Source organism: Gordonia oleivorans (assembly GCF_040044975.1).
In the GTDB taxonomy this organism is placed as follows: Bacteria; Actinomycetota; Actinomycetes; order Mycobacteriales; family Mycobacteriaceae; genus Gordonia; species Gordonia oleivorans.
Map to the genome: position 1 here is coordinate 19096 of NZ_JBDZDI010000023.1, position 20763 is coordinate 39858.

Consider the following 20763-nt stretch of genomic DNA (forward strand, 5'->3'; position numbering starts at 1 on the left):
TCCGACAAGTCGACGACGAGGACCGTGGGTGCGGTGGGTCTATGTCTTGGGTGTCAGCCGGAAGATGGGGAAGACGCGGCCCTCTGCGGTCTCGGTGTACTTCAGAAACTGATTCGACGCGGACACGAATCCCTGCCACGCCTGTTCACGCTCGACCGGGTTGAGTTCGGTCGCAGTCGCCGGGAATGTCTCGATCCCGGACTTCTCCCCGGCCACCTCGATGGTGATGTTCGGGTGCTTGCGCAGGTTGTGAACCCAGGCGGGGTCCTTCGGAGAGCCGGCCGCGCTGCCGATGATGAATCGACCGCCTGCGCCGTCGGGCAGGGACATCAGCGGGTTGACGCGTTCGGCGCCGGATCTCGCGCCGATGGAGTGGACGAGGACGAGATGGCGACCGAAGCCTGCGGTGGTGACGGTGCCGTCGTTGGCGTGGAATTCATCGATGATCGTCTGGTTGAAGTCGCTCACGTGCTCCAGTATTGCCACATCCGGCGAGCAGTGTCACCAATTGCGTTGAGGGAACGAATTGATGTCAGGGGAGCTGAATCGGTTGAGGCACCGTGTGGACGAACGCGTAATTGCGGTCGAGGTATGCACCCCAGCAGTAGGGGATCTTGTTGGCCATGGCGCATGTGGTGGTATTGCTTCCGTGTTCCGGGCCATCCGAATAGTTGCCAATGGTGACTGCAGTTACGTCGGTGAGTTCACGAGTGCGCGTCGGGCTCAGCCGGTCCGTGCTCGTTCCATCGCCTAGTTCACCGTTAGCGTTGCGTCCCCAGCAGTACAGGCCGTCCAGTGTGGCGGCGCAGGTTGTAGATCCGGAGGTGTCGACCTCAGTTGAGGTCGGGATACCGGGCAATGCCAGGGGTGTGTACTGCTCATCGGTAGTGCCGTTGCCGACGGCGCCCCAGGTGTTGTCACCCCAGCAATACACCTTGCCGTCCACACTGACGGCGCAAGTGGTGGAACCGGCCGTCGAGATCGACTTGGTTTGCGGCAATCCCGCAACGGCGGTCGGTTTGCTGCGGTCGTCGTCGGGGGATTGGTCTGTGACGGTATTCCCCGAACGGTATTCGCTTCCCCAGCAGTAGGCGGTCTGATCTGCAATCGCGCAAGTTGCCGACCCGGTGGTCTGAATAGCCGAGACGTTGGTCAATGAGGAGATCTTTGTCGGGGTGTGGCGATCGATCTTCGTACCGTCTCCGACCTGCCCGAACTTGTTGTTGCCCCAGCAGTATGCGGTGGCGTTGGCGACTGCACAGCTCAGGCCTGCCACGGTGCTGACTGACGTGGCACCCGATAGGCCGGGTACATGGATGGGAGTTACTCGGTTGGTTGTTGTTCCGTCGCCGAGTTGACCGTACTCGTTGTTTCCCCAGCAGTAGACCTCGCCATCAGCGATTGCGCAGGTGTTGAAGTCGGTTGATACCGCCGTGACGTGTGAGACCCCGTCGACCTTGACCAGCGAGGCCTGAGCCAGTGTTGTACCGTCACCAACCTGGCCGAAACCGTTGTTGCCCATGCAATAGAGAGCTCCGCTGTTGACGATGCATGTCGTGTTCCAGCTGTTGCTGATCTGCTGGCTCAGGGCCGCACTCTCTGCTGCGGTTGTCTCGTTTGGTTGAGGAGTCGGCCACAGGACTACGCCGGTGACGACGAGTGAGATCACCGCCGTAGCGATGGCGCCGACCAGGATTGCGCGACCCCTGCGCCGGCGACGCGGTGCCATTGGTCCGGCGATCGTGCTCGGGTAGCCAGATGGTGGTCTGTTGGGGCCGGCTCCTGGCGGGGGCGTTGTCGGCGCTGCGTAAACACTACTGGGAATTGTTGTCCGCGAACTGGTTTGCCCTGTAACGGGATGCGGTCCGGACATGAGCAGACCTTGCGCCAACGTCGTCGCGAAAGCGGTGCATGTCGGGAACCGATGCGCTGGGTCCTTGGCAAGAGCGGTCGCGAAGACCAGATCTACGGCAGCGAGTTCTGGCCGGTACATACTGGGCGGAGGGGGCTGTTTCTGGATGTGTGCGGCAATCAGTGCCGCTGGCGTCATTCCGTTGAAAGGTGGCTTGCCGGTCAGTAATTCGTACGCCGTGCACGCCAGGGAGTACTGATCGGAAAGCGCAGTGGCCGGTTGACCGTCGAGTACCTCAGGTGCCGAATACGTCATCGTTCCGACGTAGACGTTGGATGCGGTAATCGAGGGGGCCTCAGCGAGTTTGGCGATACCGAAGTCGAGAAGGACTGCTCGATCGATACGGCCCGACGGGGAGCGGGTCACGACGATGTTGGCAGGCTTTATGTCACGGTGGATGACCCCACGTTGATGGGCGTAGTCGAGTCCGGCCGCTACTTGTCCGATCGTCTCAACCGCCTCGACGAGGGTCAGTCGCGCAGACGTGAGATCGTCGCCGTCGAGGTACGACATCGTGAACCACGGAGTGCTGTCGGTGATCCCGTAGTTGTGAATTGACACGATGGCTGGATGCTCGAGTGATGCGGCGGCGCGTGCCTCGTTGGTGAATCGGAGGCCGAACTCTGGATAGCCTGCGCCATTTATCGAGATGACTTTGAGGGCCTCGCGTCGCAGAAGGTGTGGATGTTCGACGAGGAACACCTGTCCCATGCCGCCTTCGCCGAGGGTGTCGACAATGCGATAACCTGCGAACTCCCCGCCTGGTTGCAGTTGCACGGTGGTGCCCCTCGTATTCAGCGTCGTCTATGTGCCCGGCTACTGTAGCGATCTACATCTCAGCGTGCTGATTCTGAGATTCGATACGACGAGTTTTTCGTCGGGACGGATGACACGCCTCCGATCTCAACACGCGACGGACATCGACGGGCCGCACACCTACCCTGAATCCATGACCACAGTGGATTTGAGCGAGTTGCGTGCCGAATTGCCCGAGCAGATGGTGGTCACCGATCCGGACATCCTCGCCGGGTACCGCCAGGACCGCGCCGCGGATCCCGACGCCGGAACACCGCTGGCGCTGATCCGCCCGACGACCACCGCGCAGGTCCAGACGACGGTGCGGTGGTGCGCCGCGCACGCGATACCGATCATCACGCGTGGCGCGGGCACCAGCCTCTCGGGTGGGTCGACGGCGGTCGACGGTGCGGTGATGATCTCCACCGAGAAGATGCGCGAGTTGACCATCGACACCGCGACCCGCACCGCGGTGGTGCAACCCGGTCTGTTCAACTCCGAGGTCAAGGCGGCCGCGGCGGCCCACGATCTCTGGTACCCGCCGGACCCGTCGTCGTTCGAGATCTGCTCCATCGGCGGCAACGTCGCCACCAATGCGGGCGGTCTGTGTTGCGTGAAGTACGGTGTGACAACCGATTACGTGCTCGGCATGGAGGTCGTCCTCGCCGACGGTCGGGCATTGCGCCTCGGCGGCAAGCAACTCAAGGATTCCGCGGGACTGTCGCTGACCAAGCTGTTCGTCGGAAGCGAAGGGCTGCTCGGCATCATCACCGAGGTGACGTTGCGTCTGCTGCCGCCGCAGGCGTCGGCGTGCACCGTGGTCGGCACGTTCTCCTCGGTTCACGACGCCAGCGAGGCGGTTCTCGCGATCACCTCGAAGATCCGACCCGCGATGCTGGAGTTCATGGACAAGGTCTCGATCAACGCCGTCGAGGACATGCTGCGCATGGGCCTGGATCGCGAGGCCGGTGCGCTGCTCGTCGCCCAATCCGACGCACCCGGACCGGCCGGCGTCGCCGAGGTGGAGATCATCCGTGAGGCCTTCGAAACCAACGGTGCCGCAGATGTTTTCGATACTTCCGATGCCGCCGAAGGGGAGGCGTTCACGGCCGCACGACGGGCCGCGATCCCGGCAGTGGAAAAGTTGGGGTCGCTGCTCCTCGAGGACGTCGGGGTCCCGCTGCCGGCGTTACCAGCCCTCATCGACGGCGTCGCGGCGATCGCCGATCAGAACGACGTGATGATCTCGGTCATCGCGCACGCCGGTGACGGCAACACTCACCCGTTGATCGTCTTCGATCCCGAGGACGCCGACGAGGCGCAGCGCGCGCAGCAGGCTTTCGGTGAGGTGATGGATCTCGCGATCTCGTTGGGCGGCACCATCACCGGCGAGCACGGTGTCGGACGGCTCAAGAAGGCGTGGCTGCCCAACCAGGTCGGCCCGGACGTGATGGCCCTGACCGCCGCGATCAAACAGGCGCTCGATCCGGACGGCCTGCTCAATCCCGGTGTGCTGCTGTAGTTTCCACTGTCCGACCTTTGTCCGGAGTGGTGGGGTGCCGCTGCTGTGTCACCTGGTCTCGACGCGGACTCAGCTTCGCTTCGTCCGGCTCGACCGACGAATAGGCGGCTCGACCGACGAATAGGCGGCTCGACCGGTTGAGCTTCGTCGAAACGACTTGCGGCTCGCGCTTGGGGGCTCGCCGCGGCTCGACCGACGAAAGGGTGGCTCGACCGGCGGGAGCGGGGCGACTGGACCGGCGGAACCGGTGGGAGGTGACTCCGCCGTCAACGACCCGTCCACCGCGGTGGCCGCTTACCGACGAAGGCACTGATCCCTTCGATGGTGTCCTGGCTGATCAACAGCGCGTCGAGCACGCTCGACGTCTCTTCGATCGCGTCGTCGGGATCGTCGATCCGCTCGGCATCGGCCATCGCCCGGAGTGAGGCCCGCACCGACGTGGGTGAGGCGGCGAGGATCTCCTGCGCCACCTCGCGGGCGACGTCGAGGGCCCGGGTGTGGTCGGCGATGCGACTGACCAGGCCGATGCGGTAGGCCTCGGCGGTGTCGATCCGACGGCCGGTCAGGATCATGTCGCGTGCCAGTGCCGGCCCGACCGCTCGCGGGAGGCGGACCAATCCGCCTGCGGCAGCAGCCAATCCGACCTTGACCTCAGGCAACCCGAAGCTCGCCTTCTCGTCGGCGACGATGATGTGGCAGGCCAGCGCGATCTCCAGGCCGCCGCCGAGCGCCACACCATTGACCGCGGCGATCACCGGTTTGGGTCGGTCCCGCCGCGACGTCAGCCCGCCGAAGCCGTTCTTCGGGACGGCGAGCAGGGCGTCACCGGCCATGTGCGCGAGATCGTTTCCGGACGAGAACGCCTTGTCGCCGGCGCCGGTCAGGATCGCCACCCACAGCTCGGGATCGGCGAAGTAGGCGTCGAAGATCTCGTCCAGTTCTTCGTTCGCCTTGGGGTTCAGCGCATTCCGCGATTCCGGACGGTTGATGGTGACCTCAAGGATTCGTCCGTCACGACGAACCTCGATGTGCTCGTACCGATCCCGAAGTGCCGGTGCCCTCAGCGGGAACAACTCCGACATGCGTTCGGCCGAGATCGCCACCCGGTTGCCGCGGGCAAACGACCGGGCGAAGACGCGAGTGCCGATGGGGTCGTCGGCGGTCGCGAGCAGGTCGATCAGTTCGTCATCGCCCTCGGCGGTATTCGCGACGAAGCGGTCCCCGCCGTCGAGGCGTCCGACGACGATGCCGCGGCGGCGTCCTTGCTTGTCGGGTTCGGTCAGGGTGTAGCTCTCGACGACGGCCGGACCGTCGGCGAGTCGTCGCTCGTGAACCGTTGGTACCGAGTCGAGTTCACGTTGGCGATCGGCGTCGTCGCCGCGCTGCCAGGGTGCCGGGGTGGCCGAGTACACGCCGACCGAGTACTTGCTCATCAGGCCGCCGTTGGCCGCGACGAGCCCGGTGCTGCCCGGTGTGCGGCGGACCCGTCCGACGATCTCGGCGATCGCGTGCATCGAGTAGTTGTTGCCGGCACCGCCGAAGTAGGGCAGGCCGCCGGTGACGGTGAGGCCGCGCGGATCGTCGGCGGCCAGCCCGAATGCGTCGCACACGTTGAACACGGCGATCGGAAAGCAGCTGTAGATGTCGAGGACGTCGACGTCGCTCAAGTCGACGGAGGCCATGTCCAACGCGGAGCTCACGGCCGCGATGGATGCCGGGCTCGTCGACAGGTCCGGCCGCCGCATCAGCGGACGTTCCCGCAGATCGGCATGGCCGTGCAGGAACACCCATCGGGGCTCGTCGATGCCGAGGTCGCGGGCGGCGCGCACCGACATGAGGACGGTGGCTGCGGCCTGATTGACCTGATCGCGGGCGACGAGCAACCGTGTGTAGGGATCGGCCAGCACCCGGTTGGCCGGAGACACGGTGGCGACCTCGTCGACGGAACGTCGCTGCGGCGAGGCCGCATGCGGATTGTGCGCGGCCACCTCCGACATCGGTGCGAGCAGCTCCGCCATCGACCGGGTGTACTCGGAGCGCGACGCGCCGAGCCGATGTCGTCGCGCATTCTCCAGCAGCGCGTACTGGGTGATCGGTTCGAGCAGCCCGTGGCGTGCCTCCTGCACCGAGGTCAGGCCGGCGAGCCCGAAGCCACGGTCCTCGTGGGAGCCCGGCACCTGCTCGGTGAAGTCCGGCCGGTCGGCGGCGTCGGCCGACTGTGCACGACGCACGGTCGAGATGACCTCGGCACCGAAGACCACCACGGCATCGCAGTCGCCGCCGGCGATGCGCTGCGCGAACTCGGTGACCAGCTTCTGCGGACTCTGACCGCCCACCACCTCGGTGATCGCCCGGGCCGGGTCCATCCCGGTCCGTGCGGCGACGGCCCGCGGCATGTTGTCGGGGCGTCCCAGCGGCGACGACGACAACGGACTGGACACCTCGAACGACCGCACCGCGGCGACGGTGTCGATCCGCGGCGCGAGGACATCGGCGTCGAGCCCGGAGTCGGCGAGTGCCGCTTCGACCGCACGTGCGGCGAGATCGGCCTCGCCGAGCGCGCGGTAGTCGGGATCGTCGAGACGTTCGGACGCCTGACCGACTCCGACGATGACAGGGGTGGACGGATCGAGTTCGTTCACGGGCACGTCGTCGGGCATGCGTGTCCTCCCGGACGGGGTTGAGACAGGTCGCCATGATCGTGTCATGCGGTGGCGGGCACGCCGACGGTCACCCCGCGTCACCGACCATGGTTTCGCACCGGGTCGACGGAGCGCGCAGTCGACGGAGCCCGCAGTCGAGCCAAGGCGCAGTGGCGGTCTCGGCGTATTACCGGAAACGTCGGAATATCGCGCGAGATAATCGTGGAGAGTAAGCAAGATCACTGACACGGAAACGTCGCGGGAAACGGGGATCGAATTGCGGCGGCCGGTGAACTGCGACCATCGCCAAAATGGTTCGGTGTCGGTTGCCGACGACGGCGTCGCTGTGGCCGCCGGTCGCTGCCGGACCGCCGCCGATGGTGCAGAATTCTTGAGTGCTGGGGTTTCGTCGGGCTTCGGGGTGTAACGGCGATGCCGGACGGAGCGAAGACGGAGACGATACGGGCACGCGAGCCGAGGACCGGGACAGACTCGTGTGGTCGCACAGCAGGTGGCGCAGGCCGCCGGGGTTCGATGTCCAGGGAGAGCCGTTAGAGCCGAGAGGTGGGCAGGTGAGCGTGGTTCGACGGCGTCACACGGGGTCGGCTGGTGGTGTCCGCAACAACTGCCGTCGCGAGGAGTTCGTGGACCACACGCCGCGACATCCCCTCCGCGTCGCGGCGTGCGGTCCACAGTGTTGCTGCCATGTCGCCGCGGCATCCCCTCCGTGCCGCGGAAACGTCATCCGTGATCCCCCCGATGTGACGTAGCACCCCCTCGATGCTGCGTCACGAGCCGCGATGGCTGCGTCTTGCCGATCGGTCTTTCTTGTCCCCTTTTTGATCGTGCAGGAACGACTTTAGAGCAACTAATGTTAATCATCGAGTAGGAAGATCAAGAGTTTTGACAATCTGTGCCTGACGATTCGTTCACATCGTTAGATCAGGGAAAGGGTTATCATGCGTGATCTCGATCTGCGACGTCTCCGGATGTTCGTCGAGGTCGTCGAGGCGCCATCGCTGAGAGTGGCAGCGGAGCGCCTGTTCATCTCACAGCAGGCCTTGTCGGCGGCCATCCGGGACCTGGAGCGACAACTCGGGGTGGAGTTGTTCTCGCGGTCCCGGCGTTCGTTGACGCCGACGCCGGCGGGCAAGGCCCTCTACGAGGGTGCGGTGCCGCTGCTGGCCGGTGGCGCGCACCTGGCGTCGGAGGTGCGGCTGATCGATGCCAGCAATCCCGATCCGTACACGATCGGGCACACTCCGGGTTTGGCGCCGTCGGAGGTCTTCGAGATCATCGAGGGTGCCGTGCTGGCCGATCCGTCACTGCCGATCACGGTGCGGCCGTTGTCACCGTCGGCCATCCGGGAGGAGATCCTCGGCGGCAACATCGACCTCGCGTTGGCGCGGAGCCGAGAGGTGCCGCCCGATCTTGCGGGTGCGACGGCGACTCGGCACAAACTCCGGCTGGCGGTCAATGCCCATCACCCGCTCGCCGCCAATCCGACGTGCGCGATGAAGGATCTCGAGTCCTGCCAGATCGTCGTATCGGAATTGGAGGAGGACTACGTCAACATGCTCGTGTCCTACTGCCGACGAGCCGGATTCGAGCCGAAGATCATCGCCTCCACCCTGCGCGGGACCCCGCCGCACATGGCGGTGATCACCCATCCGGAGGCGTGTGCGTTCGTCACCAATCAGCCGGGCTGGCTGTACGGCAATCAGATTCGGATCGTCGAGTTCGACGATCCGCCGATGACCCCGGTGATGGCGCTGTGGCTGCCCAACACGGCGCCGAGGATTCGGAATCTGATTCTCGACGCGGTGGGGGTCAGCGTGGAGACCGAGCTGATCTGAGGAACTCCGTCTCCACGCTCATCTGGCGATCCTCGGCGACGATCAGTGCCGCGACAGGATCGCGGTGAGGTCCGCCCCGGTCGGCAGAGCGCCGTATTCGAAGGCGCGGTCGTCGCCGAGTCGTGCGCCGATGAAGGCGTCGGCCACCGGTGCCGGGGAGAACCGCACCAGCAGTGACGCCTCCAATGCCAGGGCCATGGATTCGACGACCCGTCGGGCGCGTCGTTGGGCGCCGGCGGCGTCGAGGCCGGCGAGTTCGCCGAGTTGGGTGCGGAGCGAGTCCAGGTGCGCGTCGAGTACCGGATTCTCGCCGCGGGCCAGGTTGACCTCGGCGTCGAAGGCGCCGATCGATTCGGGTTCGCGGGTCATCGCACGCAGGACGTCGAGGGCGATGACGTTGCCGGAGCCCTCCCACACGGCCATCACCGGCTGTTCGCGGTAGCGCATGGCGAGGGGGAAGTCCTCGGTGTAGCCGTTGCCGCCGAGACATTCGAGCGACTCGTAGGCGTGGTGTGGTCCGCGTTTGCAGATCCAGTACTTGGCGACGGCGGTGGCCAGGCGGCGGAAGGCGCGTTCGGTGTCGTCGGCGTCCTCGTCGTGGGCGCGGGCCAGGCGCATCGCGGTGACGGTGGCGGCCTCGGATTCCAGGGCGAGATCGGCGAGGACGGCGGTCATCGCCGGCTGGTCGGCGAGGGTGGCTCCGAACGCGGCGCGATGCCGTGCGTGCCAGAGGGCTTCGGCGACGGATTGGCGCATCCCCGCCGCGCTGCCGAGGAGGCAGTCGAGTCGGGTCTGGGCGACCATCTCGATGATGGTGCGCACCCCGCGGCCGGGTTCGCCGACCATCAGCGCAAGGGTGCCGTCGAGTTCGATCTCGCTCGATGCGTTGGACTTGTTGCCCAGCTTGTTCTTCAGACGCTGGATGCGGAAGACATTGCGGGTGCCGTCGGGGAGCACGCGCGGCAGGAGGAAGCAGGAAAGTCCTTCGCCGCCCGAGCCTTCGGCCTGCGCCAGGACGAGGAAGGCATCCGACATCGGTGCCGAGCAGAACCACTTGTGGCCGGTCAGGAGGTACTCGGCGCCCGGTCCGCCCGCCCCGACCGGACGGGCGACGGTGGTGTTGGCCCGCACATCCGAGCCGCCCTGCTTCTCGGTCATCGACATACCGAAGACGGCCGAGGACTTGTCCGCGGAGAGCTCCGGGGAATAACTGCGCGACAACGCCTTCGGCACCCACTGGGCGGCCACGTCGGGCTGCAACTCCAGTGACGGGATCACCGCGTGGGTCATCGACACCGGGCACGCGTGACCCGGTTCGATCTGGCCGAAGAGCATGAAGATCGCGGCCCGGGCGACGTGTGACCCGGGTTGCGGGTCGTCCCAGCACCGGGTGTGGGCGCCGTGCGCCATCGCGGCGGAGATGATGCGGTGATACGACGGGTGGTACTCGACCTCGTCGATCCGGTGACCCCAACGGTCGAAGGTGCGCAGTTCGGGGGTGATGGTGTTGGCCAGGTGTGCATCGTGTTGGAACTGTGCGCTGCCGACGAGGGCGCCGACCTCGGCGAGTTCGGTTGCAGCCCAGGAGGCGTCGTGACGCGTGACCGCCTCCTGCAGGACGGTGTTGAGCTCGTATTCGTTGACGTCGACACGTGGTGTGGACTGGTTGAACACCGAGTGCGTGACGTGTGGCTGTGGGTGGGTGATCGACGAGGAGGTCATGAGTGTTCCTTTCGAAGGTGTGGCCCACTCGATGGTCGAGTAGCCGCGAACGTAGTGAGTGGCGTATCGAGACCACCTGTCAGCGGCGAGTCCAGGATCTGTTCGGGTACACCGAGATTGGTGAAGATGACGGTCACCGCGTCGGTGAGGGTGGGGCCGAAGGCGTCTCCGGTGGCCGACTTCTGTACGGCCAGACCGAAAATCGCCGACCAGAACGCCTGCGCCTCGACCTCGATGGTGGTGCGCAGTTGCCAGCCGGTGCGGACGAGCGTCTGCATCAGTGCTTCGGCACCACGTTCGTGCAGTGTGCGCAGGGTGTCGGTGATGTGGTCGCGCAGGTCGGTGCGGCGAGAGACCAGGAGCATCGCGGTGGTGAACATCTCGACGTTGCGGGCCTCGGGTCCCAGCAGGGTGGTCACCAGGGTTTCGGCATACTCACGCACGGTGGCGGCCGACGACGCCGACTCCTCGGCGTGACGTCCGGCGCGCAGCACCGCAGCACACGCCACCTCGACGAAGAGTTGCTCCTTGGACCCGAAGTAGTAGGTGACCTGATTTGGAAACGTCTGTGCGCGTTCGGAAATCATTGCGACAGAAGCGGCCTCACCGTGCTCGCGAAACACCTCGTCCGCGGCGCGCAGCAACGCGGATCGCGTCGCCTTGCCGCTGGTGCGGGTGGCGCGTTTGCGTGGGGTGGGTGTTGATGTCACCGGGCTCCGAGTTTGTCGGTCGTACAAAGTTTGTATGGCAGACAATAATGGGTGGGGGAGTGGGGGTCAACAATGTCGTCAACAACGGGACAAGGAGAAAGAAGAAGAGGAGGAGGCGGGAGCAGCACCACCACCAAAACGACATTGTCGCTGGCGCTGATTCTCAGCCGCCCGTTCAGGCATCTGGCGGTGTCTCTTCTGGAATGCTGGCGGTGTATCCGAGGAAAGGAAGTGGTGACAATGGCGGTCAACGCGCCGATCGTGGTCGCGGTGGACGGATCGGAACAGGCGTCCAATGCGGTGCGGTGGGGTTCGCGTGCTGCGGTGCGGGAGAATCGTCCGTTGCACATCGTGAGCGTTGCGGCGCCGCCGGAGCCGGCCTTCACCCTTGCCGCGGTGTCCGCAGTGCAGTCCGCGGCGGCCGCGGGACGCGCCTTCGCCGAAGCGGCAGTCGAGTTGGCGAAGGGCTTGGCCGAGGACACCGCCGAGGGTGTCACCGTCAGTGGTGAGGTGATCGAGGGCAGACCGGCGCTGACACTTCGCGAGATCTCAAGCCGCGCACACACTCTGGTCGTCGGCCGACGGGGCTTGGGTGGTGTCAGGGGATTGCTTCTGGGCTCGGTCAGTACCCATGTGGCAGCCCATGCCGAGTGCCCGGTCGTGGTGGTGTCGGATCGACTGCCATCGAGCGGGCCGGTGGTGGTGGGTGTGGACGGTTCGCCGACGTCGACCGATGCGATCACCCAGGCATTCGCTCAGGCGGGATACCTCGACACCTCACTGGTCGCGGTTCATGCCTATGGCGGATTCTCGGGCGCAGCGTTCTACGAGGCAGCTGAAGATGTGTTGCGCGAGCTGAACGATGAAGCCCGTGAGACGTTGGGTGCGCGGCTAGCGGGGTATTCCCAGGACTATCCCGACGTCGATGTCGAGCCCGTCGTGACAGCAGACTCCCCGTCGGACCGCATCACCGAATTGTCGACGGACGCACAACTCGTGGTGGTCGGGAGCCGTGGACGCGGCGGATTTCGTGGACTGATGCTGGGTTCGACCAGTCAGGCGGTGCTGCATGTCGCGCAGTGTCCCGTGATGGTGGTGCAGGGTTCGCAGTAGACGCGGTCAGGGCGCGGCACTTGCGGCGCAATCCGGAATGCTGACCTCGACCTGGCGACAACCGCGGTAGAAGGAGTGCACGGATTGAGGTCGCGCGCTTTGCGCTCTCTACCTGGGATCATGCGAACTTGCATGATATGTTGCAGATATGCCTAGAACGGTGCAGATACGCGACATCGATGACGAGGTTTACGCCGCGCTGTCCCGACGTGCAGCCGAAGACGGCATCACGGTTCCGGAACTGTTGCGGCGGGAAGCCACGAAGATCGCGACACGGCCATCCATTGCCGAATGGCTGCGCCGCACCGGTCGCCGACCGTCGCAGATCCGCACCGAAGACGTCCTGACGGACCTCGACAAGTGGCGGGGCGAGTGGCCAGATGCTCGTCGTTGACGCGTCGTGTCTGTTCGAAATCGTCGCCGACACCTCGCGTTCGGCTGAGATCGCAGCACGCCTCGCCGCGGACCCCGACCATGTCGCCCCGGAGGTCATCGACGTCGAAGTGTTGGGCGTCATCCGTGCGCAGTACCTTCGCGGCGGACTGGATGGGACGGCTGCACGTCAAGCGGTGGAGGATCTGCGCGACTGGCCCGGTGAGCGGTACTCCCACCGATGGATGCTCGACCGCGTCTGGGAACTGCGCGAGTCGATTCGCGGCTGGGACGCGTTCTATGTCACGCTGGCCGAGGCTCTGAACGCAACCCTGGTCACGCTTGACGCGAAACTTGCTCGCGCACATGGCCCGACGTGTCGGATCGAAGTACTCGGCGAGTGAGCCTCGAATCAGGCGGAGACCTGATGTCGCGGTTGCTGGTTGCAGAACCGGTTGCGCTGCCGGATGTCAACGCGTTGTCCTGGAACGGATTGATGACCCGAACGCCGGTGGCGGCAAACGGCTCGATATCTCTTGTGGCGACGGCGAATCCGTGCACGAGGGCGGTCGCGGCGATGAATCCGTCTGCCATGCCGATGGTCGTGCCGCGTCGGCGAGCGTCGGCGGCCAGCTGCGCGTAACTGGCACTTGCCTCATCATCGAAAACCAGTATTCGCTCGGCAAAGTGGGGCAGCAAACGGCTCTCGAAGAGGCCTGCCAAGCGGTCACGACGCTTGCCTCGTGGCAGTGCCGCGATACCGTACCTCACTTCGGCAAGAGTGATCGCAGTCAGGTACAGGGTCTGCATCGACTGCTCGTCCAGCCACGCTGCGGCAGCACGATGTGGTTGCGGACGCATGACCTCGGATATCACATTGGAGTCCAGAACGATCATGAGAAATCGATGGGCTCGTCAGGTGAGCGATCGCGTTCGATCTCGATGCCGGTTCCCGCCTCCTTGCCAATTTCGGTCAGCAATGTCCCCAACTTGACGCGCTCGGTGGGTGAGACGGCTTCATCGAGGATGGCCCTTACTTCCGCCTCTGTACTCCGATTGTGTTGCGCTGCCAGTGCCTTCAATGCCCGATGGGTCTCGTCCGAAAGTCCCCGCACGGTGATCGCCGCCATGCCCGGCCTCCTTGATATCGTTTCTCCCAGATGATATCAGTTGCCGCGGGTGGAGGGTTTGACGAATGGTGGCGAACCCGACGCTGACGTGACTGCGATGACCGTTGCCGAGATCGAGCGTCGATGGCCCTGCGTTGAGCTCCATCGAACGGAGGTCGTGTCGAAGCCAGGTGTGAGATGTAGCTGGGATCAGTGGGCGGGCCGGTGCGTCCGTTGATGACGAATCCGCTGGAGCGCCAATATAATCGGGACCGCTCAGGGTAACGGAAGCAACAATTGTTTCTGATCCGCTGAGCCATCCCGGTTATATTGCCTGGCCGTCCGATCCCGCCCGGATGCCGATACGAACGCGGTGCCAGAGGGCCTTCGCGTCGTATATCGACACGAGCGCCCTCTCACGCCGCGTTCATATCGATGCCGGGCCAGATGAGGAACGACCCGTCGCTGACTTTCACTGAGTGAAAGCAGTCTATCGACAGGTGTGATCGCCGCCTCGTACCGTCGGACACACGCACTGCCTCACAGGAAATGGAGACACTCATGAGCGCTGTGGCCTCGACGCGGACACAGGTGGCCATCATCGGTGGCGGGCCCGCGGGGTTGATGCTGTCGCATCTGCTGCACGTCGCGGGAATCGAGAGCGTGGTGGTCGACAACCGCACGGTCGAGGCGATCGAGACGACGCACCGTGCGGGAATCCTGGAACGCGACAGTGTGCGCCTGCTCGTCGATTCCGGGGTGTCGGGCCGGGTGCTGACCGACGGTCATGAACATGAGGGCATCGATCTACGCTTCGGTGGGGTGAGCCACCGGATCGACTTCCAGAAACTGGCCGGGGCGTCGTGCTGGTTGTATCCGCAGACCGACGTGTTCATCGATCTACATCGGGCACGCACCCGTGACGGCGGGGATCTGCGCTACGGGGTCACCGACACCGAGGTCGCCGACGTGGTCGATGGACCGGTCGTGCGGATCACCGCCGCGGATGGGTCACGACAGCAGATCACCGCCGATCTGGTGGTGGGTGCCGACGGGTCACGCAGCATCTGCCGCGACTTGGTGGCGCAACCGCATCGGTATTTCCGGGAGTATCCGTTCGCCTGGTTCGGGGTGATGGTGCAGGCGCCACCGAGCGCTCCCGAGCTGATCTACAACCGCTCCCCGCAGGGATTCGCGTTGATCTCTCAGCGCACGGAGACGGTGCAGCGCATGTACTTTCAGTGCGATCCGACCGAGGATCCGGCCGCGTGGTCCGACGACCGGATCTGGGATCAGCTCCAGACACGGCTGTCCGGACCGGATGGTTTCCGGCTCACCGAAGGCCCGGTCATCGAACGAACGGTGTTGCCGTTCCGTAGTTTCGTGCAGTCGCCGATGCGGCACGGGCGTCTGTTGCTGGCCGGCGATGCGGCCCATACGGTTCCGCCGACCGGCGCCAAGGGCCTGAATCTGGCATTGGCGGATGTGCGGGTGCTGGCCGACGTCATCGAACGCGCCCTGCGCACCAACGACACCGACGCACTCGACACCTACACCGAGCGGGCGTTGTCGCGGGTGTGGAAGGCCCAGCACTTCTCCTACTGGATGACGACGATGCTGCACAACGGCTCGGGCGCAACGGAATTCGACGAAAAACGCCAGCTCGGTGAGTTGGCGACGTTGGTGGCCTCCGAGGCCGGGTCGGCATATCTCGCCGAGGGCTACACCGGGTGGTCGCAGCATTGATGTGAGGCGACTCGGTGTGGTGATGCCCTATCATTTCACTTCAGTGAAAGTGGGGAACGTCGATGGCGGGCAACACGAGTGCTCCCGGGCAGTCGGTCGCGCAGCGGACTCTGGCCGTGCTGGCCGCATTCGACCGCGACCATCGTGCGTTGACCCTGACCGAGATCGCCGATCGCGCGGACCTGCCGCTACCCACCGCCCATCGACTCACCCGGGAGTTGGTGAGCTGGGGCGCACTCGTCAAGCGACCTGACGCTCGCTTCGTCATCGGACGCCGCCTGTGGGACCTGGGTTTGTTGGCGCCGATCCAATCCGACATCCGCGAGATCGCCGCGCCGTTTCTGCACGACCTGTACGCGGCCACACTGGCCACCGTGCATCTCGCGGTGCGTGACGGTGCTCAGGTGCTCTACCTCGACCGCCTCTCCGGGCGCGCCTCGGTGCCGGTGGTCAGCGAGGTGGGCGGCCGACTCCCGTTGTACTGCACCGGAGTCGGAAAGGTACTCCTCGCCCATGCGCCCGACGAGGTGCGCCGTGCCGTTCTCTCGGATCTGCGGCCGATGACCACACACACCGTCATCGCGCCCGGGGTGCTGGATCGGCAACTGGGACAGATCCGGCACCTCGGTTACGCCACGACCGTCGAGGAGATGACCCTCGGTGCCTGTTCGATCGCGGTCCCGATCCGCAACGGCGACGACGATGTCGTCGCCGCACTCGGCGTCGTGGTGCCGTCGTTGGGACGGAACAGGGCGATGCTGGTCGCGGCGTCTCAGGTTGCGGCCCAGGGCATCGTGCGCGTGCTGCACGACAGCGGTGTGTGACGGCAATCCCGTGGGACGTCGGATCGCCGCCGACGCGCCCGTCAGGCGATGATCGAGCGCACGACATCCTCCAGCGCATCGGCGGTGCGGTCGAGTGGCGTGGTGCTCCGGTGCGCCCGGCACATGGCCACCGTGCCCTCGATCGAGGCGACGATGAGTGTCGCGGTCTGCTGCGCCGCTTCCTGAGTGGCGCCATGTGCTGCAAGTGATTCCGCGAGAAGCGTCGTCCAATGATCGAATGCCCGGGCGGCGGCCCGCAGTGGCGCGTCGTCGTCATCGGGTTCCTCGACGGATACCGCGAGTACCGGGCAGCCGGCACGAAACTCACTGTCGACCACGATCTTTCGCCACATCGCGATGAATCGTCGGAGTCCGTCGACGGGGCCGGCGGCGAGTCCCTCGGACAACGCCCGGACGGTCAGGGTGTCGGCGAACTCGACCGCCTCAACTGCCACCTGGGTCTTGCCGCCGGGGAAGTAGTGGTACGTCGAGCCCAAGGGGGCACCGGAATGCTTGGCCAACTCCCGGATACTGGACGCCCTCAGACCGCGTCGACCGAGCATGTCGGCGGCGCCTGCGACGAGCTGATCGCGGGCCGTGTGCTTGGTCATCGTTTCCCCTCTTGATTATGACGATTGTCTTAGCGTAGCCTCCTCGAGTTATAACGACCGTTATAAGTCGCCGGTGGTGGTCACGCCACCTCCGGCAACGGGATCGGCGCACGCACCCGAGACCACCACCGACAGGAGACATCCGATGAAGAGCCTGATGTTCGTGAAGCCTGGAGAGCTGAGATTCGACGAGGTCGACGAACCGCAGATCCTGGAGCCCACCGACGCGCTGGTGCGGCCGATCGCATCGACGACCTGCGATCTCGACCACCACGTGATCGCCGACAAGACCCCGTTCTCTACGTTCGGTCCCTTCCCACTTGGCCACGAGTGCGTCGGCCGGGTGGTCGCGGTGGGTGAGGAGTGCGCCGACTTCCGGGTCGGTGACGCCGTCGGCGTGGCCTGGCACATCGCGTGCGGCACATGCGCGCAATGCGCGATCGGCCATCCCGCGCGGTGTCTGCGGCACGGTGACGCCCAGTACGGACTACCGGTCAACGGCATGTGGGGCGGCACCTTCGACGAATTGGTCCGCGTCCCGTACGCCGACTACAACCTCGCGAAACTTCCCGACGGCATCGACCCGATTCACCTCGCCTCCATCGGAGACAACCTCGCCCTCGGCTGGGAGACGGTGATGCCCTCGGTTGAGGGCATCACCGACCCCAAGGTCGCGGTCTTCGGGGGCACCGGATCCATCGGGCTCTACGCCGTCGATGTCGCCGTCCACTGCGCCCGGGCGCACACCGTGTACTACGACGACGATCCGGTCCGGATGGACGTCGCCGCTCGGCTCGGTGCCGACGTGCATGACATCAACGGCAAGCGTGACAAGGATTTTCATGTCGCGGTCGACGCATCATGTGATCCGGACAGGCTCCGGGCAGCACTGGTGTCGGTGGTGCCGGAGGGGACCGTCAACAGTGTCGGCATCTACTTTGAGGACGTGTCGCTGCCCATGCTGGCCCTGTATCAGCGCGGGGTGAATTTCCACAACGGCAAGGGCATGGCCCGGCCCAACATGACCCCCACACTGCGGGCCGTCGCCGACCGGACGCTGCATCCCGAACTGGTCACCAGCGGCATCTACGACTGGGAACAGATCCCCGACGTGCTCACCGGCCCGAACGCGGGCCACAAACCCATCTTCGTTCTGGGGGACTGACCGGGGGCCACGAAGCTCTCGTACCGGCATCCGAGGCCGCAGCGGGCCGCCGCCGACCGATGTCCGCTTTGCGCGATTTCGTGGCCGCGGCCGTGTCCTGCATCGACAGCCCGGAAGTCGAGTACTGCCGACGTATCGCTCCCATGGCGCCGTAAACCGTGTAATGATCTATCCAATGGAAGCGGATTTCTGGGATACGCCGGCGGATGGGACCGCGCCTTCTCGGCGGTCGGCCAATGCGCTGCTGTCCTTCGCTCAGTTCTCCACGACGATCCCGGTCATCGGCAAACATCTGGAGTGGATGGGGCCGACCGCGGCGGTCGGACTCTGGGGATGCCGGCAGATTCCCGAAATGTTCGGTTCGGTGCTGCGAGAGAGAATGCGGCCCGGCGCGGGTAGGCAACGCGTCCTCGAGCGGCAGGCCACCGCCGGTGCGATCCAGGAGTCGCTCGACGAGTTCGCCGACGTCCGCGATCACGCGGTACCGGCACCGGTCCAGCGGCGCCTCCCACCACTGCTCACATCGGCCTGTAGTCGTCACCGGTACGTCTGTGCCCCCGACGTCAGGTACGGCGACGACCCCGCGCTGGTTCTCGACGTCTGGCGTCGTCCCGGCTCGACCGACCGACGTGCACCGGTGCTCGTCTTCGTTCCCGGCGGCGGCTGGATTCACGGCCGCCGGGCATTTCAGGGCTACGCACTGCTGTCGAATCTGGTCGAACGAGGGTGGGTCTGTCTCAGCGTCGACTACCGGGTCGCTCCCAATCACCCGTGGCCCCAACATCTCGACGACGTGACCCGCGCGGTCGAGTGGACAGTGGAGAACATCGCATCGTACGGGGGTGACAGCGACTTCCTGGCCATCGCCGGATGCTCGGCAGGTGGGCACATCGCGTCTCTGGTGGCGATGTCGTCGCCGGACATCGATGTGGCCGTGGGAATCTACGGCCGCTACGACTGGGAGGACCGGTCGACGAGGGAACGTGAACGGTTCATGCACTTCCTCGAAGGAGTCGTCGTCGGCGTGCCCGAATCGGAGGCGCCGCAGGTGTATCACGCGGCCTCGCCGATCGCCCAGATCGACGAGGACACCCCACCGTTCCTGGTTGTCCACGGGACAGCGGATGCGGTGATACCGGTCGAGCAGGCCCGCGACTTCGTTCGCGAACTGGAAGAGCGATCGGGGTCGGAGGTCGCCTATCTCGAGTTGCCCGGCGCGGGCCACGCCTTCGACATCTTCGACGGCGCGCGCACCGATCTCGTCGTGGATGCGATCGGTGACTTTCTGGACAGTCAGTACCGTGCCGCGGATTACCAAGACGACGGCAAGACGGAGTTCGGTTGATGAAGCGGTTGAGTGGGTGGGACGCCTCGTTGTTGTACGGCGAGACGCCGAATGTGCACATGCACACGCTCAAGATCGCGATCATCGACCCCAGCGATATCGGAGGCTTCACGGTCGATCAGTTCCGTGACACCCTGCGTCGGCGGCTCCACCTGCTCCCACCGCTGCAGTACAGGCTGGTCGACGTACCGCTACAACTCCACCACCCGTTGTGGTTGGAGAACTGCCCCGTCGATCTCGACTATCACGTCCGGGAGCGGGTGCTGGCCGGTGCCGCGGGCCGTCGCGAACTCGACGATGCGATCGGCGAGATCGCATCGGTACCCCTCGATCGCGACAAGCCCCTGTGGGAGTTCACCTTCGTCGAAGGTCTCGTCGGCGGTCGAATCGCGGTCGTGGGCAAGGTGCACCATGCACTCGCCGACGGGGTCGCGTCCGGGAATCTCCTTGCGCGCGCCACCGAGCGAGCATCGAACGCTCCGTCGGAACGCGAACCACATACCCCGGACGCCCTTCCCACCAACGGGCAACTGATTCGGGGGGCTTTCGCCGATCACGCCAGGCAGGTGACGGATGTGCCCGCGCTGGTGCGTGATTCGTCGCGCGGACTGCGCCGGGTGCGACGCACGCGTGGGGAACGTCCGGAGGGCCTGGCGAAGCCGTTCGATCCGCCGCCCACCTTCATGAACCACGTCCTCACACCGGGCCGCCGGTTCTCGAGTACGTCGATGCCGCTGGGAGATGTCCGCGAGATCGCGAAGACGTTGGGACTCAAGCTGAATGATGTGGTGCTCGGCCTGGCTGCCGGGGCACTGCGGCGCGCGCTGATCGTTCATGACGGCAACGCGGATCGACCGTTGATCGTCTCGGTGCCGGTCAGTCTCGACACGTCGCCGGAACGCATCTCCGGTAATCGGCTGAGTACCTTGTTCGTTTCTTTGCCTGTCGACGTCGACGACGCGGAGCAGCGGTGTCGGGTGGCGCACCAGGCGTCGACCCTGGCCAAGGACGCGCACGAACGCCTCGGTCCGGAATTGATGAGCGATTGGCTGGATTTCCTGCCTCCCGCGGTGGGGCGTCGTGGTCTGGGCCGGTTGTCACGGCGCAGCCGGCGCAGTCAGTTGATGAACCTGCCGGTGTCCAACGTCAAGGGGCCGAGTGATCGACGCTACGTTCTCGGCGCACCGATCACCGAATTGTATTCGGTCGGACCACTTTCCGCGGGTTGCGCCGTCAACCTGACGGTGTGGAGTTATGTGGACCAGCTGAACTTCTCGATGCTCGTCGACTCCGACACCCTGGGGAACCCCGCGAGATGA

At 65.3% G+C, this 20763-nt stretch carries 18 protein-coding genes; 10 read left to right on the forward strand and 8 right to left on the reverse strand.

What is annotated here, in order from left to right; genetic code table 11:
- Positions 1–39 precede the first annotated feature (39 nt).
- Positions 40–468: a nitroreductase family deazaflavin-dependent oxidoreductase gene (locus ABLE92_RS22320; RefSeq protein WP_348806985.1), complete on the reverse strand. Its 429-nt coding sequence runs from the start codon at positions 466–468 to the stop codon at positions 40–42.
- A gap of 64 nt (positions 469–532) precedes the next feature.
- Positions 533–2689: a protein kinase domain-containing protein gene (locus ABLE92_RS22325; RefSeq protein ID WP_348806986.1), complete on the reverse strand. Its 2157-nt coding sequence runs from the start codon at positions 2687–2689 to the stop codon at positions 533–535.
- Positions 2690–2861: 172 nt separating this feature from the next.
- On the opposite strand from ABLE92_RS22325, the gene ABLE92_RS22330 reads away from it, so the two are divergent.
- Complete coding sequence (locus tag ABLE92_RS22330; protein WP_348806987.1) at positions 2862–4229, forward strand: FAD-binding oxidoreductase; 1368 nt, start codon at positions 2862–2864, stop codon at positions 4227–4229.
- 266 nt (positions 4230–4495) lie between these two features.
- Here ABLE92_RS22330 and ABLE92_RS22335 read toward each other — a convergent pair whose 3' ends face one another.
- Positions 4496–6889 (reverse strand): acetyl-CoA acetyltransferase, encoded by a 2394-nt coding sequence (locus tag ABLE92_RS22335; protein WP_348806988.1) that lies wholly within the window; start codon positions 6887–6889, stop codon positions 4496–4498.
- 941 nt (positions 6890–7830) lie between these two features.
- On the opposite strand from ABLE92_RS22335, the gene ABLE92_RS22340 reads away from it, so the two are divergent.
- Positions 7831–8727, forward strand: coding sequence for a LysR family transcriptional regulator (locus tag ABLE92_RS22340; RefSeq protein ID WP_348806989.1), 897 nt, complete (start codon positions 7831–7833; stop codon positions 8725–8727).
- 42 nt (positions 8728–8769) lie between these two features.
- Here the strand turns inward: ABLE92_RS22340 and ABLE92_RS22345 are convergent, their stop codons facing one another.
- Complete coding sequence (locus tag ABLE92_RS22345) at positions 8770–10449, reverse strand: acyl-CoA dehydrogenase family protein (RefSeq protein ID WP_348806990.1); 1680 nt, start codon at positions 10447–10449, stop codon at positions 8770–8772.
- Positions 10446–11159 (reverse strand): TetR/AcrR family transcriptional regulator C-terminal domain-containing protein, encoded by a 714-nt coding sequence (locus ABLE92_RS22350; protein WP_348806991.1) that lies wholly within the window; start codon positions 11157–11159, stop codon positions 10446–10448. Before ABLE92_RS22350 ends, ABLE92_RS22345 begins: the two co-directional genes overlap by 4 nt.
- A gap of 240 nt (positions 11160–11399) precedes the next feature.
- Between ABLE92_RS22350 and ABLE92_RS22355 the strand changes: the two genes are divergently transcribed.
- The 3 genes from ABLE92_RS22355 (at position 11400) to ABLE92_RS22365 (ending at position 13048) form a co-directional block, all read left to right on the forward strand.
- The gene (locus tag ABLE92_RS22355; protein WP_348806992.1) at positions 11400–12272 is read left to right on the forward strand and encodes a universal stress protein; all 873 of its coding nucleotides are present in this window, start codon (positions 11400–11402) and stop codon (positions 12270–12272) included.
- Between the two features lie 160 nt (positions 12273–12432).
- Complete coding sequence (locus ABLE92_RS22360; protein ID WP_348806993.1) at positions 12433–12666, forward strand: hypothetical protein; 234 nt, start codon at positions 12433–12435, stop codon at positions 12664–12666.
- Positions 12653–13048 carry a type II toxin-antitoxin system VapC family toxin gene (locus ABLE92_RS22365; protein ID WP_348806994.1) on the forward strand — a complete coding sequence of 132 codons (396 nt, stop codon included), beginning with the start codon at positions 12653–12655 and terminating at the stop codon, positions 13046–13048. The genes ABLE92_RS22360 and ABLE92_RS22365 overlap by 14 nt, the downstream gene beginning before the upstream one ends.
- Here ABLE92_RS22365 and ABLE92_RS22370 read toward each other — a convergent pair.
- Together ABLE92_RS22370 and ABLE92_RS22375 are read right to left on the reverse strand one after the other, a co-directional pair.
- Positions 12981–13541, reverse strand: coding sequence for a type II toxin-antitoxin system VapC family toxin (locus ABLE92_RS22370; protein ID WP_348806995.1), 561 nt, complete (start codon positions 13539–13541; stop codon positions 12981–12983). The genes ABLE92_RS22365 and ABLE92_RS22370 overlap by 68 nt on opposite strands.
- The gene (locus tag ABLE92_RS22375) at positions 13538–13774 is read right to left on the reverse strand and encodes a FitA-like ribbon-helix-helix domain-containing protein (RefSeq protein ID WP_348806996.1); all 237 of its coding nucleotides are present in this window, start codon (positions 13772–13774) and stop codon (positions 13538–13540) included. Before ABLE92_RS22375 ends, ABLE92_RS22370 begins: the two co-directional genes overlap by 4 nt.
- A gap of 540 nt (positions 13775–14314) precedes the next feature.
- Between ABLE92_RS22375 and ABLE92_RS22380 the strand changes: the two genes are divergently transcribed.
- Entirely contained in the window at positions 14315–15499 is a 1185-nt protein-coding gene (locus tag ABLE92_RS22380; protein ID WP_348806997.1) for a 4-hydroxybenzoate 3-monooxygenase, read from the forward strand.
- 62 nt (positions 15500–15561) lie between these two features.
- Positions 15562–16323, forward strand: a complete 762-nt coding sequence (locus ABLE92_RS22385) for an IclR family transcriptional regulator (protein WP_348806998.1) — start codon at positions 15562–15564, stop codon at positions 16321–16323.
- A 41-nt stretch (positions 16324–16364) separates the two neighbouring features.
- On the opposite strand, the gene ABLE92_RS22390 is transcribed toward ABLE92_RS22385, so the two are convergent.
- Positions 16365–16934 carry a TetR/AcrR family transcriptional regulator gene (locus ABLE92_RS22390; protein ID WP_348806999.1) on the reverse strand — a complete coding sequence of 190 codons (570 nt, stop codon included), beginning with the start codon at positions 16932–16934 and terminating at the stop codon, positions 16365–16367.
- 145 nt (positions 16935–17079) lie between these two features.
- Here ABLE92_RS22390 and ABLE92_RS22395 point away from each other — a divergent pair, with 145 nt between their 5' ends.
- From ABLE92_RS22395 to ABLE92_RS22405, 3 genes are all read left to right on the forward strand, one after another.
- Positions 17080–18099 carry a zinc-dependent alcohol dehydrogenase gene (locus ABLE92_RS22395; RefSeq protein WP_348807000.1) on the forward strand — a complete coding sequence of 340 codons (1020 nt, stop codon included), beginning with the start codon at positions 17080–17082 and terminating at the stop codon, positions 18097–18099.
- Positions 18100–18274: 175 nt separating this feature from the next.
- Positions 18275–19444, forward strand: coding sequence for an alpha/beta hydrolase (locus ABLE92_RS22400; RefSeq protein ID WP_348807001.1), 1170 nt, complete (start codon positions 18275–18277; stop codon positions 19442–19444).
- Complete coding sequence (locus ABLE92_RS22405) at positions 19444–20763, forward strand: WS/DGAT/MGAT family O-acyltransferase (RefSeq protein WP_348807002.1); 1320 nt, start codon at positions 19444–19446, stop codon at positions 20761–20763. Before ABLE92_RS22400 ends, ABLE92_RS22405 begins: the two co-directional genes overlap by 1 nt.